Here is a 17,317-nt window from a genome sequence, read left to right on the forward strand (position 1 = left end):
AAATACTATTAGTTTTCGCGCTATTCCTTCAAGTGTTCTGTAATCGATTTTAAAAATAGATTTAAGTCTTGATAAAAACCAAATTAAAGCTTCTGGATAGTAGTAAGGTCGTCCTCTCTTATTTGTATTCATTAAGTCTAGCTCCTCTTGCCAATTCTCGAAAAGCTCAAAATCAAGTAAGATTTCTCCTCTCTTGACTAATCCTTCATTGTAAATTTTCCAATCTATGAGAGAGTTATAATTCTTTTTCGGTTTACATAATGCAGGTTTCTTTTTATGCTTAAGTTTATGGATATGACAATAGACTGCTTGTCTTGTTATTCCATATTGTTCTGCAATTTGGGAAGCCTTTTTGCCCTGGCTTAATAACTCTTCAACCTTTTCAGCAGTTAAGTTTGCCATTTATTATTCCCTCCTCCTATAAAAGCATAATGCAAGTGGATATAAAAATATTTATTCAACAAAGCATAATAATGTTGACAGGTTATGGGAGTATAAATACTGCAGTTAAGGCGATGAAATTTGGTGCCTATGACTACCTGACAAAGCCAGTTAATAATGATGAACTCAAGCTTGTAATAAAGAAAGCAATTGAGAGTAGAAAGCTGACAATGGAGGTAATGGACTTGCGTAGAGAACTACAGGAGAGATTTAGGTTTGGCAATATAATTGGGAAGAGTCCACAGATGCAAGATGTGTATACTTTAATTGAGACAGTGGCACCACAGGATGTGACAGTATTGATTCATGGTGATAGTGGGACTGGCAAAGAGCTTGTTGCCAAAGCTATACATTACAATAGTATGCGTAAGGATAAACCGTTCCAAATAGTAGACTGTGCGACACTGCCTGAGACATTAGTTGAGAGTGAACTATTTGGATACGAGAAGGGAGCATTTACCGGTGCTACAGGAAGGAAGATTGGTAAGTTTGACCTATCACATGGGGGTACACTGTTTTTAGATGAAATTGGGAATCTTACTCCAAATGTACAGATGAAGCTCCTTAGAGCAATACAGGAGAGAAAAATTGAGCGCCTCGGTGGTAAAGGGACTATTCCAATAGATACAAGGATAATAGCAGCTACAAACAAAAAACTTGAAGATGAAGTTAAAATAAGAAAAAATTTAAAAAAGAAGTAGTCGACTTTTCCAGCGATGCCAAAACTGCGATACTTTCATATCCATGGCCCGGTAATGTACGGGAGCTCGAAAACACTGTCCAACAGGCAATCCTATTAGCAAAAGGTAAAAGAATTATACTGCAGTGCCTTCCATCTTCAATCAGAAGGTATTACGAAGAAATAAGCGAAATGAGTATTAATAAGTCAATTAAAGATGAGCTCTTAAATTACGAGCAGAAGCTTATTATTGATGCACTTAAGAAGACACAATGGTCTATGACAAAGGCAGCTAAACTGCTTGGGACAAGTTTTAGATCTATCAGATACAAGATTAAGAAATACAAAATAGAGACAGAATGAGACCTGGAGTTTATAGATTTAAGTGTAGTATCTTTAAGTGATGGTTACAATATTTTAGTAAAAGAGAAAAAGCAAAATTATGGAAGCTGTGAATCAAGAGAATAACATTCTGGGATTCACAATGTTCTACGAAGGAGAGGGCTGAATACAGCAAAAATGGGATTAGAATGGGTAATAGCAGAATAAATACATACAATAATGAGGAAGAACAAACTCGTTCAAATGCTGTAAAGCTGGGCAAAAGAGTTGCCTTATTGGTTAAAAAATTGAGAAGTTAAACTGGAGTTGACTTTTATACTATGGATGGCCGATGGATGCAGTATTGTACGAGTTTGATGAGATTCTTAATGAAAGCTTACTCCAAAAGTCCTTGACTTCCCACGGATAATGTATTATTTTTAATCAATAAGATAAGAAATGGATATCATCAACTCATTAGGTGGTATCCCTATTCGCATGATTGAAGAAAGATGGTTACATATTGTTGAGAACCACAGTGATGTTGCAGGATATTATGATGAGATTCTTAATACGGTTGAAAATCCTGAATTCATTATTAAGGGATGCAGAAATGCACTCATTGCTATTTCAAAAAAAGACAAAAGATCCTTAGCTATTGTGCATAAAGAGCTATCAAAGACAGATGGTTTCATTATAACAGCTTATTTTACTTCTAAATTAGATTTAGACAAGGAGGAGATATTATGGCAAAAGCAACCTTAAGTCAAAAAGTCATAAAAGAGATTTTTGAAGCAACACCCCATTTGATTAAGTTTCCTGTGCCTAAGTTATGGGTTGATTATGATAAAGAGGCTGATGTATTATACATAAGTTTTGAGCGGCCCCAAAATGCAACAGATAGCAAGATGTTGGATAATGGAATATTGTTGAGATACAAAAACAGAAAGATAGTCGGGGTAACTGTACTGGACGCTTCCACAAGATAGTAAAGGCAAGAAGCATTTCATATATAGATTTTGAAATGAGCACTTGGTGTGATATTATATTAATTAAAGAAAAAAGATGTGACTTGGCACCAATTACCTCAAATGCTGTTAAGTTAGGGGAAAGGGTTGCCTTATTGGTTAAAAAATTGAGAAGTTAAGCTGTGGTTGATTTTTATACTTACGGATTTTGACTGTAGAAATGTATTGCAACAAATAGGATATTTACAAAGAGAATAGGAAATTAAATGGTAGATTCTGGACGTGACCAATTGAGTATTTGGAGAATAAAATTAAAAGATAAGCTAACAAAAGAAAAATTTGTGGAATTATATATCCACAAGAACTTAACAATTCAAGAAATAGCCACACGCTTTAATATTACAGTCCCATCTGTAACACGTTTAAAGAAGGAATATAAGATTGAGACAAAACTTGCAGATGCTTATAGAGATAAACGAGCTAAAAAAGTTGGTAAAGCTATGAGAGAATCTGCACGTAGAAGAAAGTATGGGAAGATTAGTGATACACTTTCCAAAGAAATGCTGGAATATCTCTATTGCGATTGCAAGCTTTCATTAGAGGATATAGGTAAGAGATTTGGTTGCTCCCGTATGTACATAATGAAGCTTTGCAAACTGTATAATATACTACTAAGGTCTAAATCTCATGCACGGATAGAAGCATCAAAAAAAGGAAAGATTGTACAGCCGTATTACGAGATTAACGAAAAATTCTTTAAAGAGTGGTCTTCTGCTTCAGCTTGGGTTCTTGGTCTTTTATTTACTGACGGATGTGTGAGTTTATATGGTTCAGGTAATTATGAAGTAACATTAGCTTCGATAGATTACTCTTTATTACTCAAAGTGAAAAATTTGATGAAATCTACTCATCCAATCATAAGACCCAATAAGAATCAGCCAAATCTTTACATGTTTCGATTTGCAAGGGATGAAATAATTAATGACTTAATAAAGTTAGGTATGGTCCAACATAAAAGCCTGATACTTAAATTTCCACAGATTCCACAACAATTTCTTAGACATTTTATAAGAGGATGCTGGGACGGCGATGGAACGGTATTTCTAGAAAAAGGGGCAAATAAGGGATTGAGAACAAGCTATACTAGCGGCTCTAAGGAGTTCATATACACAATGGAGCAACTTCTCCAAACAGAAGCTGGGCTCTCTAAGCAAAAGATATATCGACGTGGCAAATCATTTTATTTCAAATATGGGCATACGGATTCAGTCAAACTATTCCACTACTTTTATGGTAATGTATCTCCTGATATGTATCTTGAACGGAAGTATAAAAAGTTTCTTGAAGGGATGAAGACGAACAGGAGTATGCATCTATTTAAAAACTACTCTTAAAAATAGAAAAGAATGATAGAACATAATGTTTATATTTTAGGTGCGGGAGCTTCTAAAAGTGCAGGTTATCCACTTGGGAACGAATTATTAAGCCGTTTAGCAAAAGATGCAAAGAGTAGCTGTGAACTGGGCAGAAAAGAAGAGCAGAAAAGATTTGAAACTTGGATGCAAGAGCAACAAGGTGTTATTCCTGAAGCTATAAGAAAGTCGGGTAATCCTGAGTTTATATTAACATATCTTGACCTTGGAATTGCAGTTTTTGAGTATAATATAGAAAAAAATGGTGGGAATTGCTTTTTAAAAATATAAAAAAGATCGATAACCAACAGGCTAAATCTATGAGAAAGGAGCTTAAGAATATTTACAACAAACAAATACAAGAAGCTGAGCAGGTGCGTAAGATTCTCACAGACTCACTTACCAAATATTTGTCATATAAACATTGCAGGGATAATCAAGATGATAAAAAGAGAAAGTTCATTAAAATGCTTTGCGATAAAAGAATAAAAAAGGGAGATGTAGTTATAACATTTAACTATGATTCTCTTATAGAACGATGTCTTCTTGAATTGGATAAATGGTCGATTTCTGATGGGTATGGTTTTCCAGTAAAATTAGTTCAAAATAGTTGTAGAAATCTTTCTTCAGTTACCTTGGGGAAATCCCCTGTAAAAGTATTAAAATTGCACGGTTCAGTGGGATGGGTTCGTGGTGAGAAGAGCAATAGTGTATTTTTGAGCCATGCAATGTTTTTGCAATACTTTGGGAGTTTGTCAAATTTAAGAGATAAAAAAGAACCTGGGCCTCCATTGGAATACCTCATGCCTCCTGCGGTGATTGAACCATCTTTCATTAAGCGCTTAAATATTCCTACACTGCTCAGTATCTGGGAACAAGCTGCTGTTGCTCTAAGGAACGCTGACAAAGTCTACATAATCGGTTACAGTTTGCCAGAAGCCGATATCGCAGCTCAAAGTCTTATAACAACAAATCTTAGAACTAACACTAAATGCAAAAACATTGTGGTAGTAAATCCTAATAAAGAGACGCTTTCGAGGTATGAAGAACTTATAGGAAACAGCATCAAGAAAGTGGAACACACTTTTCAAGACTGGGTATAAATGAGCAAAACTTTTTACATTCTTACCTATAGTTACCAGATGAATGTTTATGATTCAAGAGTTATCAAAAAGTAGATTTAAGTTGAAAAAGTATAGGAAAAAATGATTACAAATTACAGATTGAGGTATGGAGAATAGAAACTTTCATATCCTCACCTACGGGTGTCAGATGAATGTTTATGATTCAAGGATTGTGGCTGAGATTTTGAATAGAGATGGATATAAAGAGACGGATGATGTCAACAATGCAGATGTGATTATTGTGAATACCTGCAGTGTTAGGGAACATGCAGAACAGAAGGCACTGGGTAGGATTGGTAATCTACAAAAGCTGAGAAAGGAAAACCCGCATCTCCTTATTGGTGTTGTTGGCTGTATGGCACAAAATTTGGGTAATAGTATTAAAGGGGTAGATTTTGTTGTCGGACCTTCAAATTATAAACTGTTGCCAGAAATATTGAGGAATATGATTTTTATGGAGTGCAACAACGGTGTTGTTGCAAAAAATAGGGCAAAATGTTGTTATACCGACAAGAGTTTAGAGTCGTATTCTGAGATATTTCCTGAGCCTGATAACAAAGTGACCGCTTTTGTCTCTGTTATGCGTGGATGTGATAATTACTGCTCTTATTGTATTGTGCCTTATGTTAGAGGGAGAAAGAGGTCAAGACCGCATTCTGATATATTAAAAGAGATTGAACACTTTGTAAAACGAGGAATAAAGGAGGTTACACTGCTTGGACAATCGGTGAATGAATACAATGATGAGGAAGTCAGTTTTACAGAACTCTTGAGGCTTATTGATGATACTGGGATTCAGCGTGTCAGGTTTACGAGTTCACATCTCCACGGGATCCTTCGGACTAAAAATATGGGTCAGGAGCTAATTGATGTAATAAGAGATGGTAAAAATATATGTGAATGGCTGCATTTACCTTTGCAGTCTGGGTCTAATACAATACTTGAAAGGATGAATAGAAGATATACAAAAGAAGAATACAGTGATTGGGTTTATAAGATAAGAGAGGCAATTCCAGATGTCTCAGTCACTACTGATATTATGGTAGGCTTTCCGGGTGAGACCAACGAAGACTTTAATGAGACACTTAAATTAGTTAAAACAATTAAATTTGATTTTGCTTATATGTTTAAATATTCTGAAAGAGAGCCAACCTCTGCTTATCATATGAAACCAAAAGTTGCAGAAGATATAAAGAATGATAGACTTACTAAACTCATAGAGGTGCAAAATAAAATTACATATGAGAGGAATAGTGAACTTGTAGGGAAGACAGTTGAAGTTTTAGTTGAAGGTAATAGCAAACGCGGTAACTCACTTTATGGTAGGACGCGGACAAATAAAGTAGTCGTCTTTGATGGCAACGCCTTACCGGGCGATTTTGTAGATGTCAAAGTAAAACAGTTACACGGCTGGACTCCATACGGCCTGCTTTGCGGCAAGGCGGGTGAAATCCAAAGTTAAGCTAAAGAAGAAAGAATGTGTTTATCATTAAACAAATTGCGTCTATCTGCGTCCATCTGCGGTTAATGCATACTAAGCTTTTGTTACCTGTTATAGTGGGTCCTACTGGGGTTGGTAAGACAGAAATTGCAATTGAAGTAGCAATTAGACTCAATGCTGAAATAATATCGTGTGACTCACGCCAAGTTTATAAATACATGGATATAGGAACTGCAAAACCGACAAAGGCGCAACAAATCAGAGTGCCACACCATATGATAGATGTGGTAACTCCGGATGTTGATTATAATGCTTGGGATTATGCAAAGGAAGCAAGGAGTGTAATAAATGAAGTTGTAAAAAGAGAAAAAGTACCACTCGTAGTGGGTGGGTCTGGTTTATATTTACGTGCCCTTATTGATGGGTTCTTTCAAGTACCAAAGCCGCCACAAATTATACGAGAGAGGTTGAGGAGAGAATCGCCGTCTGAACTTTACAGAAGGCTAATTGAAGTAGATAAAGTTACAGCTGATAAACTACATCCAAATGATACACAGCGAATAATGAGGGCAATTGAAGTATATGAGACAACAAAGATTCCAATGTCTGAGTTAAAAGCGACAAGAGTGCCATTTAATTGCGACCCAATATATGTAGGGCTTACTATGCCGATGACTCTATTATACAATCGAATAGAGAATAGGGTAGACTTGATGATTGAAAATGGATTCATTAATGAAGTAAAGTCACTTCTTGATAAAGGGTATTCACCAGAGCTTAATTCACTTCAAACAATAGGGTATAAGGAGGTAGTAGCTTATTTACAGGATAAAATAACTCTTGATGAAGCCGTAAGGTTAATCAAGCAAAATACTTGTAGGTATGCCAAGCGCCAGCTGACATGGTTTAGAGCCCTCCTTGACATCAAATGGATAGAGCTATCAGATAAAGTAATGTCAAATATCAAAACTCAAATAGCAAATATCTTTATTCATGCTCATTCGTTTAATAAATCACTTGACATCTTACTTTGAGTTAATTATAATAAGCCAAAATGGCAGTCAACCTGATAAAAAACATAAAGGAAGCTGAGCATGAGGCAGAAAATATTATTAAAAAGGCAGAAGAAGAGAAATTGAAAATTTTAAAGAAGGCACAAGAAGAGCAAAATAAAGAGTTACACGAGGTTGTCAGCAGACGCGAACTCGCATTAAAGAAAGCAATTGAGGAAGCCAAAAAAGAAGCTGCTAATGAGATAGAAAGTATTAAAAAAGAAATTGAAAGAAAAAAAGAACTAATTAAAAAATACTCTTCGCAAAAAAAAGAAGCTGCAATAGCTCTTATTATAACGAAGGCTTTAGAGCTATAATGGGCATATCAAGGATGCAAAAGGTGCTGTTGGTTGTACATAGGGATGAGAAAGATAAATTATTAGAGACACTGCAAGATAAGGCAATTATACACATAAAGGACATAAAGGAAAGTACACTTTCAAAAGACTACCCTGAGTTTATTGTAGAGAAAGAAATCACTGATAAAGAAATTGAGGACCGCCTGCTTTTACTTGGAAGGGCAATAGATTATTTAAAGAAATTTAGTGCCAAAGGGTCACTTATAGACGCATTTTTACCGCAGAAGCTAACAATTACTGAGCCAATTTACAAGGAGACTATCTCTTCTAATGAGCCTTTAAAGGTTGCGAAGAAAGTAGAAACTATTGAGCAAAGGTTAGATGAAATTGATAGGGAGTATGGATTACTTATTTCCCAAAAAGAGGTTTTACTTCCCTGGCAGGCACTTGATGTTGAAGTAGAGGATATTAGCTCAACGAGATTAGCAATTTCAGTAGCTGGTGTAGTTAATAATCCACCTGATGATTGGAAAGATAGGGTTCAAAAGTTGCCAGTTGATATTGAAATTGTTAATGAAGAATTGGTAAGGGTATGGGTTCTGATTTCTTATCTGCAGGATGATGAAGTAGATGTTAAAAAGCTACTTGCTGAAATTGGGTTTGAGGCAATTTCTTTTAAAGGTTTTAAAGGAAAACCAGCGAATATCATTGCTGAACTTGAAGAAAAATTGGCACAGCTTGATAAGGAAAGAATAACACTACTTGAGGAAAGCGAATCTCTTGTGCAACAGTTAAATAAGATTCTTATCCTACACGATTATTATTCAAACTTACTTTCTAAGACTAAAATAGAAAATCTTACCCTCTCTACCCCAAGTGCTGTATGCATAGAAGGTTGGATTAGGGCAAAAGATTACAAAACATTGGCAGAGATTATAGCTCAGTTTGAGGCAGTTAGTGTATCAAAGATTGCACCAGAACCTGGAGAAAATCTGCCGGTAGAATTAGAAAACAGGAGAGGAATAAGCGTCTTTGAGTCCATAACCGAGCTTTATAGCTCACCAAATGCAACTGAATTGGACCCGTCCCCATTTTTAGCACCATTCTTTGTATTATGTTTTGCATTGTGTCTTACAGATGCTTTTTATGGGCTTATACTTGCAGGCATTTGTTTATTGCTTATGAAAAGGGTTAAGGGTGATAAAAGGTTATTGTGGGTACTGTTTGCAAGTGGAATAACAACACTATTTACTGGCGCTATAACTGGCGGCTGGTTTGGTGACTTAGGAGAAAGGTTTGGGCTTGAAGGCTTCGTGAGATTCAAGGATTGCCTACTCGTATTTAACCCAATGAAGACACCACTTACTTTTTTACTACTTTCTTTTGCAATTGGCTTTATTCAAGTATCTTTTGGATACTTTCTTGGGTTTATAAAAGCTCTACGAGAGGGTAAAATATTTGAAGGAATATCAACAAAACTGGCATGGAACATATTCTGGCTCGCTATCCTTATATTTGGATTCTCTAAAGTAGGGACAATTCATGAATTGCCACCACAAATTATAAGTGGGAGTGTGGCTATAATTGCAGTTGGAATTATTCTATTTGGCTCAGGTGGACCGTCAAGGAACTTGCTTTTTAGAATAGCAAAAGGGGGACTCAACCTTTACCAGGGTCTTAGTGGGACACTATCAGATATACTATCTTACTCAAGACTTATGGCACTCGGGCTTGTGACAGCGGGACTGGCGATGACTGTTAATATATTAGTTGAGTTAGTAAGTAAAATGCCTGTTATTGGGATTGTTCTTGCTCCTATTGCATTTGTTTTTGGGCACTTGTTATCAATTGGAATAAATGTGCTCGGTGCATTTGTGCATAGTTTAAGGCTACAGTATGCAGAGTTTTTTACTAAGTTTTTTGACGGTGGTGGTAAAGCTTTCAAACCGTTTAGAAAAGAAGCAAAGTATATATTAGTAGAAAAGGGAGATTAAATGGAAATAGGGCTTGTTTATGCTATTGCAGGTGCAGCTTTAGCATGTTTTCTTGCAGGTACAGGCTCAGCAATAGGAATAGGGATAAGTGGGAGTGCAGGAGCTGGTGTATTGTCAGAGGACCCGGAAAAGTTTGGTAAGATATTTCTACTTGTATTCCTGCCGGGAACACAAGGTTTTTATGGCTTCATCAATGCACTATTTATTTTCTTAAAGTTAGGGCTACTTGGGGGAACACGAGTTATACCTACACCAATGCAAGGCCTACAACTGCTATGTGCTGCACTTCCTATTGGAATTGTAGGGTTGACTTCAGGAATTCATCAAGGAAAAGTATGTGCAGCTGGAATTGAGATGACTGCTAAACAGCCGGAGATGTCGGCAAGAGGTATAATATTTGGGGTTATGGTAGAAAGTTATGCAGTAATTGGGTTTATAGCATCGTTCCTATTGATACTTGGAATTGAGGTCGGATAGTAATGCGTTAATTTTGGGAACCACATCCCGCCTATCAATGACGGGCAGGATTCATCTGCGGTTAATCCAATGGAAAAAGTAGCTAAAAAGATTTTGGATGACGCCAAGAAAGAGTATGACAAAATAATTAAAGAAGCTAAAGATGAGGCTATTAAGCTTAAGAATAAGACTAAAGAAGAGCTTGATAGGTTAAACGCAGAGATAGAAAAACAAGTTAAGGAAGTGAGAGAAAAGGAAAAGAGGCGTCTTGTAGGGATGGCAAATTTGGCGTCAAGAAATGAATTACTGCATTTAAAAAGGGAGATTATAGATACCTTATTTAATGAGGCTCTCATTAGACTTAATGGTGGGAAAAAGGAGGAGTATCTTAAACTAATTAAGGTATTACTCGAACGCACTGGAGGCAAGGATGGAGAAATTATAGTTGGAGAGAGTGATGATAAGATAGACTCTAAATTTATAGAGAATGTGAACAATAAGTTAGGAGCTAAATTTATACTCGCCAATGAAAAGAGACATTTCAATGGTGGCTTCATATTACACCAGGGTAAGGTTGAGATTGATGCCTCATTTGAAGCCATCCTAAATACAAAACGCGCAAATATTGAATTAGAATTAGCTAAACTGCTGTTTCAATAGTAGAAAAGTGGTGCTCTTTGAATTTTGATTAAACCTGCAGGGTGTGAGGGAATCGGTAGTAGTAGAATTAAAAGATATAAAAAACAAAGTGGAAAATGAACCTGCCCCCCATTAGCGCATTGCCTTAATGGCTAAAAGTGCAGGTTTTCATTGTTTACTTAACTTCTTGGGAATTTAAAAATATAATTTAGATATAATGTTCTTTAAGAGAGGGAGAAAGATGAAAAAGTGTAAGATGATTTTAAGGGGACTAAAGAGGTTATTTTTGTTTCTCTTAATAATAAAAGGGAGCGCATTCTCGCAAGGTATAAATTGGCATTGTGCTACATATAGCGCAGCATGGCATCCAAGAGATATACATGCATCAATTGCTTTTGATAACAGAATGTGGGTAATGGGAGGATTTTATTCCGAAAACAATCAAGGGCACGCACTTAATGATGTATGGTACTCTATTGACGGAGTTACCTGGGTCCAAGCTACGGATAGTGCTGCCTGGCCCGCTATGAATGGTCCACCAGTTGTATTTGATAATAAGATGTGGGTTATCTTGGGACCTATGGTATATTATTCCACTGATGGAACTAATTGGAACTTAGCCACTGTTGCTCCTTATCTCCCAAGAGTTGCGCACTCAACCGTGGTGTTCGACGGCAAGATATGGGTGACGGGAGGTGTGTGGCCTTCCATTCCTATTTACTTTAGTGACGTATGGAATTCTACTGATGGGATAAATTGGGTATGTGTTGTAGATAGTGCAGCATGGGGACCCAGATGTGGTCATATATCGGTGGCATTTGATAACAAAATGTGGGTGCTTGGTGGGGGAGACGCTACTTCGGTGTACCTCAACGATGTATGGTATTCAGAGATTGAAGGTATTGCTGAGAGAGAAATTATCTCAATGGGTGCATATTTAGTTATTCTACCAACAATAGCTAAGGAATATGTAAAAATAAAATACAAAAGTAGCGATAGAGGAGATATAAAAATATACAATATGGCAGGTTGTATTGTAAAAAACCTTAGCATTTGCAAAGGAAGGAATGAAATAAATTGGGATTTAAGAGATAATCATGGTAAAAAATTGTGTTGTGGTATTTATTTCATTTACCTTGAAACTAAGAATATGAAAAAAAGTGCCAAACTAGTAGTTATGTAACACTATGTAATTTATGAGAAGCGCTAAGTACCAAGCTCTATCCACTTAATTTTTAATGATAGAAACCGCTCTCTATTTTATTCTGAGTGTAATCGTTGGCTTCATTATGTGAGACTTACAGTCCTTCTACTATTCATTTCCTTGTCAGGATGCAGGGACAATAAAAAGTCTGAAACTATTGACTTTCGTGAAGAGATGGTAAAATTTGTCTCATTAATTGCAAACTATGCACATGACTCGCTTGGTAAACCTGATTTTGGAATATTTCCACAGAATGGTGAACAGCTAGTAGAGAGGAGCGGCTACATTGATGTTGTGAATGGCATTGGACGGGAGGATGTATTTTACGGCTACAATGGAGATGATGTAGCAACACCAGAAAATGTGACAAATGAGATTGAGACAAAGCTTGATATATTCAAGAGTAACGGAAAACTTGTCCTCACAATAGACTATGCTACAACTCAGTCCAATATTGACGATGCCTATAACAAGTCGTTACATAAGGGATATATCCCTTATGTAACGGTGAGGACACTTGACCAAATTGTTAATAACGGACATAATCCTGATGCAAGTAGTTCAAACGATGTCAAAAGTTGGACCGATATCAAACATTTTCTCTATCATCTACAGTATACGGGTTATGTGAGTTCAGATTCACTGACATCAACGATGGCAAAAACATACTATGACCTCATTATAATGGACTACTCGTTTGATGGTAGTGATGAGAATAAATTTACGAATAACCAGATTTCTACACTCAAGACAAAAACTGATACAAAGAATAGAAAAGTCATTGCATATATGTCAATAGGAGAAGCAGAGGATTACAGGTGTTACTGGCAGAGTGACTGGTGTCCTGGTAACCCTGATTTTATAGTCGAAGAAAAACCAAGTTGGGAAGGTGACTATAAGGTTAAGTACTGGAAAAGGGAGTGGCAGGTAATAATTCTTGGTTACTTAAAGAAGATTATTGATGCCAGCTTTGATGGTGTCTATCTTGACATCATAGACGCATACGAGTATTTTGAGAGCCACATTTAATAATCCTATTCTTAAAGAGATAGCGTAACGATAGTTTTAATTATTTTTTGCACCTTGATTTATCCATTTTTTTTATAATATTAAGTTTTACGGTATCAGTAAGTTCTCCTCCCATGTGATACATAGTGCCGTCAATTTTTAAGATTAATAGACTTGAGTCAGCTTCACCTGGTTTCACTACCTGTCCACTTACTCCACCTTGCATTAGAGCTTCGTAAGATGAGAGGTCAAGTCCACCTTGTGCATTTGTTTGGCTGTGGCAAGAGATACAGTATGTGTTAAAAATAGGCTGTACATCATTTTTGTAAGAAATAAGAGTGTCTGACTCAGGCTCTACTGGTGGTAATGCATTCTCTTTTTTACAGCTGTAAAAAATACCTATTAAACACAGAAGGGTTGAAATAATAAACAGTAACTTCTTTAGTACCATAATGAAAGCATTATTACCCACAGATTGTTCCTAATCTCCGGGTTCTCTTTGTTAATATAATATATTATCCTAAGTCTTGTATTAGGCAAGAAATCATATTTTATCCCCAAGGCAACCCTCGACAGTGAATTCTGAGCTATATCTCTATTTTGGTCAAGTAATTCATACTGAATATATGGTATAAGTAACGGTATTGGATACCATTCAAGCAAGGTTGAATATCCTATAACTCTATTTTTTCTTATTTCTCCAATAATACATTTAGATAAAAATGAAAAATGATTTAATGGGACTCGTGTGTATCCCTCTATAAAGGTCTTATTAATTTCAGTAGCTGGATTCCTGAGATATGCAATACCAAAATCGCTTCCCCATAACCTTGCTGATAACGTGGTAGTAAATAACTTCTCTCGTTTAGTATCAATATGATATAACCCTGTCCTAGCTGAGTTAAATATGCCGGTGCTTAAGTCAAAGATTAAAGGAGATATACTTAATCCGACCCCTACATTTTCTCTATAGATACCGAGCCCAATGTTATCCTCTAAAAGAGATGTATGGTCTTCCAACACTAAGCCGAATGGAACCTTAAATTTTCCTATCTTTAAAGTACCTTTGAGAGGAAGTAGAAAGAACTCAGCGTAAAGGCGCCTTTGCTCGCCGAGATTATTTGAATAAGTAACTGTTGTATGGTTAGAAATATATGCGGTAACATCCAGTCTACCTATGTGTAAAATGAAACTATGCGGTCTTATTTGGTCCTCTGGGTAGTAATATAGAATACTGAATTCGCCACCAATTTTAAGCCTTTGGGTAGCATTTGCAACCCTATAAGAGCTAAAAAAGAGAATTACACTTAAGATGCTTAACTTTTTTACATTGCACATTTATGCATCCCTCCTTTTAGAAGACTTATACCAAAAAAAGTAAACATCATGAAAATGAACCCTAAGATTAGACAGCTTGCAGACTTCTTGTAGTCAACCTTTGGTAAACTTCTGATGTATAGATAAAATATGTATACGATTAAGGTTACAAGAGTCCATACTTCCTTTGGGTCCCATGCCCAACAGCGTCCCCATGCATATGATGCCCAGACAGAGCCACTCATAATACCGGCTGAAAAGATAAATACACCTAATCCTACAAGAGAGTGAAGGAGAGAGTTTAGATTATCTAAGTTGTAAGATTTACTAATGAGTTGGATTATTCCACCAACAAAAGCTATAGTGAATGCAGCATACCCAAGAAAACTCAAAACTACATGGACCCCAAACCAATGTGATTGCAAGACTGGCGGAATGTAGCTGTAATGCTGATAAGGCAAAGAAAGTATGTAACATAGAAAGAGTAATACTAAAGTAAGAGTAGCCGAAAAATATGTTTTAGCCTGTAAATTATCTCAATAACTAAAAGGAATACCATTATTGACCATGTAAAAAAACGGTTGCCTCAAACTTGGTTGCAAATGGTAGATGTTGACTATAGTAGCCTCTCAAAGCCAAATAAGATGTATGAGTAAGAAAGCCAATACAAGCCAATGAAAATGTGGTCTTCCATAATATCTTTTTAGGTCTAAATGAGTTTATAAAATAAAAAATATCAGCCATAAGATATAGTAAGAATGTAACTCTTAATAAATTAACCTCAATAATCATCTCTTAAAAGTAGATATAAAAACTATAAACATTCCTATGAGAATTATTGGATATGAAATGAAAATAATTGCAAGTCCAGGATTAAATGAGACTCTTAAAATTGACATTGGAGTGAGATTCTTTGCTTCCCCTTCGTTTTGCTCAGGGTCTTGGCTCAGAATGACAGGATACTTATAGCCTAATTGTAAAAGAAAATGTCTGTTGTATATCAAGGGATGGCTTGGTGTTATCCCCCCACTAATCACTTCTTTGCCTTTATTAAAGATACGAACTTTACTAACAAAATCTTTTATTCTGTCTTCTGTTGGATAATGAACAATGCTAAACTTATCAAGATAAATTTCAAAAGGTAGTCTCTTTTGTAATTTACTATCAGGTAAGAAAATGACATTACTTTTTTCATTCTCTGGTAATGCAAGGTAGCCATAGAAACTATTTTTGCCAAGAAATATTCCAAAGAATAACACAACTATTCCGAAGTAAATAATGAGAGTACCCAATTTACCTGCACTCCGCTTGTCTGGAATTTTCAACTCAAAGATAAGTCTTGCAAAGGTAATTAAAATTGTGAAAAAGAATGAAACTCCTGTTAACCTGAACCACATGCTACCATAAACCAATTTTTGTGTAGTTACTTCATCTAATATTGAACCAACAATAGAAGCAACTGCAATCAGACATAAAATAAATAAATTAACCTTTATTAACTTATTATTCAATTGCCTCTTAACACAACTAATTTCTTGGAGATGATTGACTTTCCAGTTTCTAATCTATAGAAGTAAATACCTGCTGCGACTCTATTCCCAAGTTTATCCTCTCCATTCCAAATAATCTTGTATACTCCCGTGTTCCATTTTTTATCTATTAGAGTCTTCACCAATCTACCAGCCATATCGTAGATTCTCACACTAACTGGTATTTTAGAAACTCCATTTGTGATTTGGAATCTGATTTCTGTCATTTGAGTAAATGGATTAGGATAGTTTTGTTCTAATTTATAACTACTACCCCCCCAATTGCCTTCTGTAACTGCATAATAGGGGGAGGTATTTGTAACCTCATATATTGCTCTAGTTGAATAATTTGTAGCATAAATTCGGACTGTGTCATCGTTCCTACCTATCCCAATACTTAAGCATGCGGTCGCTCCTGTAACAGCATCAATTACCACACTATCTTCATAAGTACTTCCATTCCATGAGTACTCGCGAAGATCGCCACCCTGCTGGGTAGCGTACAATAGGTATTTGCCCTCGCTCTTCGTTTTTCCAATCCGTATTCCATATCGGCTTTTGTTAGGACCGCTTGGAGTAATATCCAAAACCTGCCACCCACTATAAGCATATGTAACTTCATAAAGATGCCCATTCTCAACAGCAGCATATATTCTATTTATCCCATCGTTTCTGCCTTGTCCAACACTTACTCCAACTATCCACTGTTGAGGGAGATTAATAACTGCTTCGTCATAAGAAGTACCATTCCAGCTAAATTCGTAGAGCGGTCCGCGTCTATCTGGGCAATATATCCTCTTTATACCATCATTCCTGCCATCTGCTATATCGTGTGTCCCCCCTATAATTGAGGAATTTATCACTAATTCACTCCAGTTACTTCCACTCCTTGTATATTCGTAGAGACCAAAAAACTGTCCACCTACATAAAGACGAGATACCCCATCATTTCTACCATCACCAACCTTAACACATAATACATTTCCTATGGATGTTTGCACATATTCTCTTGCCCACTCACCGCCAGAGAATGTAGCTTCAATGATATCACCGCTATAAAGGTATTCCCCTGTATATACACGATTTGTTCCATCGTTTCTCCCTGACCCTACTGCCAATGGAGTAAAAGTCTCGGAGCCGATGTAAGAAACAGTTTCGCAACTCCAGCTTCCTCCAGCGTATGTCCATTCGTATATTCCGCCGTCCCTCGTTACTACATACACCCTATTTATCCCATCGTTTCTACCATCTGCTACTTCAATTTCTTCAAGCCCTGCAGTTGGGCATGTCCCTATTTTTACTCTGTTCCAACCAGCAGACGCATAGCTAAAAACAGCGATTAATATAACTGCTATTGATGTCAACACAAAAGTGTACCTCCTCTTAAATCCGCTCATCGTCCTAAATTCTTTCATTTTACTCTCCTATCAAAG

General features: G+C 36.3%; 21 protein-coding genes and 1 pseudogene. 15 read left to right on the plus strand and 7 right to left on the minus strand.

What is annotated here, in order from left to right; translation table 11 throughout:
• Positions 1 to 402 (minus strand): transposase (locus QMD71_07480; protein MDI6840670.1); only part of this gene is annotated, 402 nt, incomplete at its 3' end.
• 29 nt (positions 403 to 431) lie between these two features.
• On the opposite strand from QMD71_07480, the gene QMD71_07485 reads away from it, so the two are divergent.
• The 15 genes from QMD71_07485 to QMD71_07555 all read left to right on the plus strand — a co-directional run bounded on the left by QMD71_07485 (position 432) and on the right by QMD71_07555 (position 13,059).
• The gene (locus QMD71_07485; GenBank protein ID MDI6840671.1) at positions 432 to 1,142 is read left to right on the plus strand and encodes a sigma-54 dependent transcriptional regulator; all 711 of its coding nucleotides are present in this window, start codon (positions 432 to 434) and stop codon (positions 1,140 to 1,142) included.
• Between the two features lie 170 nt (positions 1,143 to 1,312).
• Positions 1,313 to 1,483, plus strand: a complete 171-nt coding sequence (locus tag QMD71_07490) for a helix-turn-helix domain-containing protein (GenBank protein ID MDI6840672.1) — start codon at positions 1,313 to 1,315, stop codon at positions 1,481 to 1,483.
• A 417-nt stretch (positions 1,484 to 1,900) separates the two neighbouring features.
• Positions 1,901 to 2,206 (plus strand): hypothetical protein, encoded by a 306-nt coding sequence (locus QMD71_07495; protein ID MDI6840673.1) that lies wholly within the window; start codon positions 1,901 to 1,903, stop codon positions 2,204 to 2,206.
• The gene (locus QMD71_07500) at positions 2,188 to 2,430 is read left to right on the plus strand and encodes a DUF2283 domain-containing protein (protein MDI6840674.1); all 243 of its coding nucleotides are present in this window, start codon (positions 2,188 to 2,190) and stop codon (positions 2,428 to 2,430) included. Before QMD71_07495 ends, QMD71_07500 begins: the two co-directional genes overlap by 19 nt.
• Positions 2,431 to 2,675: 245 nt before the next feature.
• A complete protein-coding gene (locus tag QMD71_07505) occupies positions 2,676 to 3,803 on the plus strand; it encodes an LAGLIDADG family homing endonuclease (protein MDI6840675.1) in 1,128 nt (375 codons plus the stop codon).
• Positions 3,804 to 3,815: 12 nt separating this feature from the next.
• A complete protein-coding gene (locus tag QMD71_07510; GenBank protein MDI6840676.1) occupies positions 3,816 to 4,112 on the plus strand; it encodes a hypothetical protein in 297 nt (98 codons plus the stop codon).
• Positions 4,094 to 4,924, plus strand: coding sequence for an SIR2 family protein (locus QMD71_07515; protein ID MDI6840677.1), 831 nt, complete (start codon positions 4,094 to 4,096; stop codon positions 4,922 to 4,924). The genes QMD71_07510 and QMD71_07515 overlap by 19 nt, the downstream gene beginning before the upstream one ends.
• 127 nt (positions 4,925 to 5,051) lie before the next feature.
• Positions 5,052 to 6,407, plus strand: a complete 1,356-nt coding sequence (gene miaB, locus QMD71_07520; protein MDI6840678.1) for a tRNA (N6-isopentenyl adenosine(37)-C2)-methylthiotransferase MiaB — start codon at positions 5,052 to 5,054, stop codon at positions 6,405 to 6,407.
• 65 nt (positions 6,408 to 6,472) lie between these two features.
• Complete coding sequence (gene miaA / locus QMD71_07525; protein ID MDI6840679.1) at positions 6,473 to 7,420, plus strand: tRNA (adenosine(37)-N6)-dimethylallyltransferase MiaA; 948 nt, start codon at positions 6,473 to 6,475, stop codon at positions 7,418 to 7,420.
• A gap of 20 nt (positions 7,421 to 7,440) precedes the next feature.
• Positions 7,441 to 7,755: a hypothetical protein gene (locus QMD71_07530; GenBank protein ID MDI6840680.1), complete on the plus strand. Its 315-nt coding sequence runs from the start codon at positions 7,441 to 7,443 to the stop codon at positions 7,753 to 7,755.
• The gene (locus QMD71_07535; protein MDI6840681.1) at positions 7,755 to 9,731 is read left to right on the plus strand and encodes a V-type ATP synthase subunit I; all 1,977 of its coding nucleotides are present in this window, start codon (positions 7,755 to 7,757) and stop codon (positions 9,729 to 9,731) included. Before QMD71_07530 ends, QMD71_07535 begins: the two co-directional genes overlap by 1 nt.
• The gene (locus QMD71_07540) at positions 9,732 to 10,208 is read left to right on the plus strand and encodes a V-type ATP synthase subunit K (protein ID MDI6840682.1); all 477 of its coding nucleotides are present in this window, start codon (positions 9,732 to 9,734) and stop codon (positions 10,206 to 10,208) included.
• A 69-nt stretch (positions 10,209 to 10,277) separates the two neighbouring features.
• Positions 10,278 to 10,847 (plus strand): V-type ATP synthase subunit E, encoded by a 570-nt coding sequence (locus QMD71_07545; GenBank protein MDI6840683.1) that lies wholly within the window; start codon positions 10,278 to 10,280, stop codon positions 10,845 to 10,847.
• A gap of 220 nt (positions 10,848 to 11,067) precedes the next feature.
• Positions 11,068 to 12,009, plus strand: coding sequence for a hypothetical protein (locus QMD71_07550; protein MDI6840684.1), 942 nt, complete (start codon positions 11,068 to 11,070; stop codon positions 12,007 to 12,009).
• 195 nt (positions 12,010 to 12,204) lie between these two features.
• The gene (locus QMD71_07555) at positions 12,205 to 13,059 is read left to right on the plus strand and encodes an endo alpha-1,4 polygalactosaminidase (protein MDI6840685.1); all 855 of its coding nucleotides are present in this window, start codon (positions 12,205 to 12,207) and stop codon (positions 13,057 to 13,059) included.
• A gap of 40 nt (positions 13,060 to 13,099) precedes the next feature.
• Here the strand turns inward: QMD71_07555 and QMD71_07560 are convergent, their stop codons facing one another.
• From QMD71_07560 to QMD71_07585, 6 genes and pseudogenes are all read right to left on the minus strand, one after another.
• Positions 13,100 to 13,510, minus strand: a complete 411-nt coding sequence (locus QMD71_07560) for a hypothetical protein (GenBank protein ID MDI6840686.1) — start codon at positions 13,508 to 13,510, stop codon at positions 13,100 to 13,102.
• The gene (locus tag QMD71_07565) at positions 13,480 to 14,376 is read right to left on the minus strand and encodes a hypothetical protein (GenBank protein ID MDI6840687.1); all 897 of its coding nucleotides are present in this window, start codon (positions 14,374 to 14,376) and stop codon (positions 13,480 to 13,482) included. The genes QMD71_07560 and QMD71_07565 overlap by 31 nt, the downstream gene beginning before the upstream one ends.
• A pseudogene (gene ccsA / locus QMD71_07570) lies at positions 14,364 to 14,855 on the minus strand (cytochrome c biogenesis protein CcsA). The gene QMD71_07565 and the pseudogene ccsA overlap by 13 nt, the downstream one beginning before the upstream one ends.
• Before the next feature lie 58 nt (positions 14,856 to 14,913).
• A complete protein-coding gene (locus QMD71_07575; GenBank protein MDI6840688.1) occupies positions 14,914 to 15,147 on the minus strand; it encodes a hypothetical protein in 234 nt (77 codons plus the stop codon).
• Positions 15,144 to 15,866, minus strand: coding sequence for a cytochrome c biogenesis protein ResB (locus tag QMD71_07580; GenBank protein MDI6840689.1), 723 nt, complete (start codon positions 15,864 to 15,866; stop codon positions 15,144 to 15,146). The genes QMD71_07575 and QMD71_07580 overlap by 4 nt, the downstream gene beginning before the upstream one ends.
• Positions 15,863 to 17,299, minus strand: coding sequence for a T9SS type A sorting domain-containing protein (locus tag QMD71_07585; GenBank protein MDI6840690.1), 1,437 nt, complete (start codon positions 17,297 to 17,299; stop codon positions 15,863 to 15,865). The genes QMD71_07580 and QMD71_07585 overlap by 4 nt, the downstream gene beginning before the upstream one ends.
• Between the last annotated feature and the right edge of the window lie 18 nt (positions 17,300 to 17,317).

The sequence above is a fragment of the bacterium genome, from assembly GCA_030018315.1.
GTDB lineage: Bacteria > Hydrothermota > UBA3073 > JACQXS01 > JAGMCI01 > JASEGA01.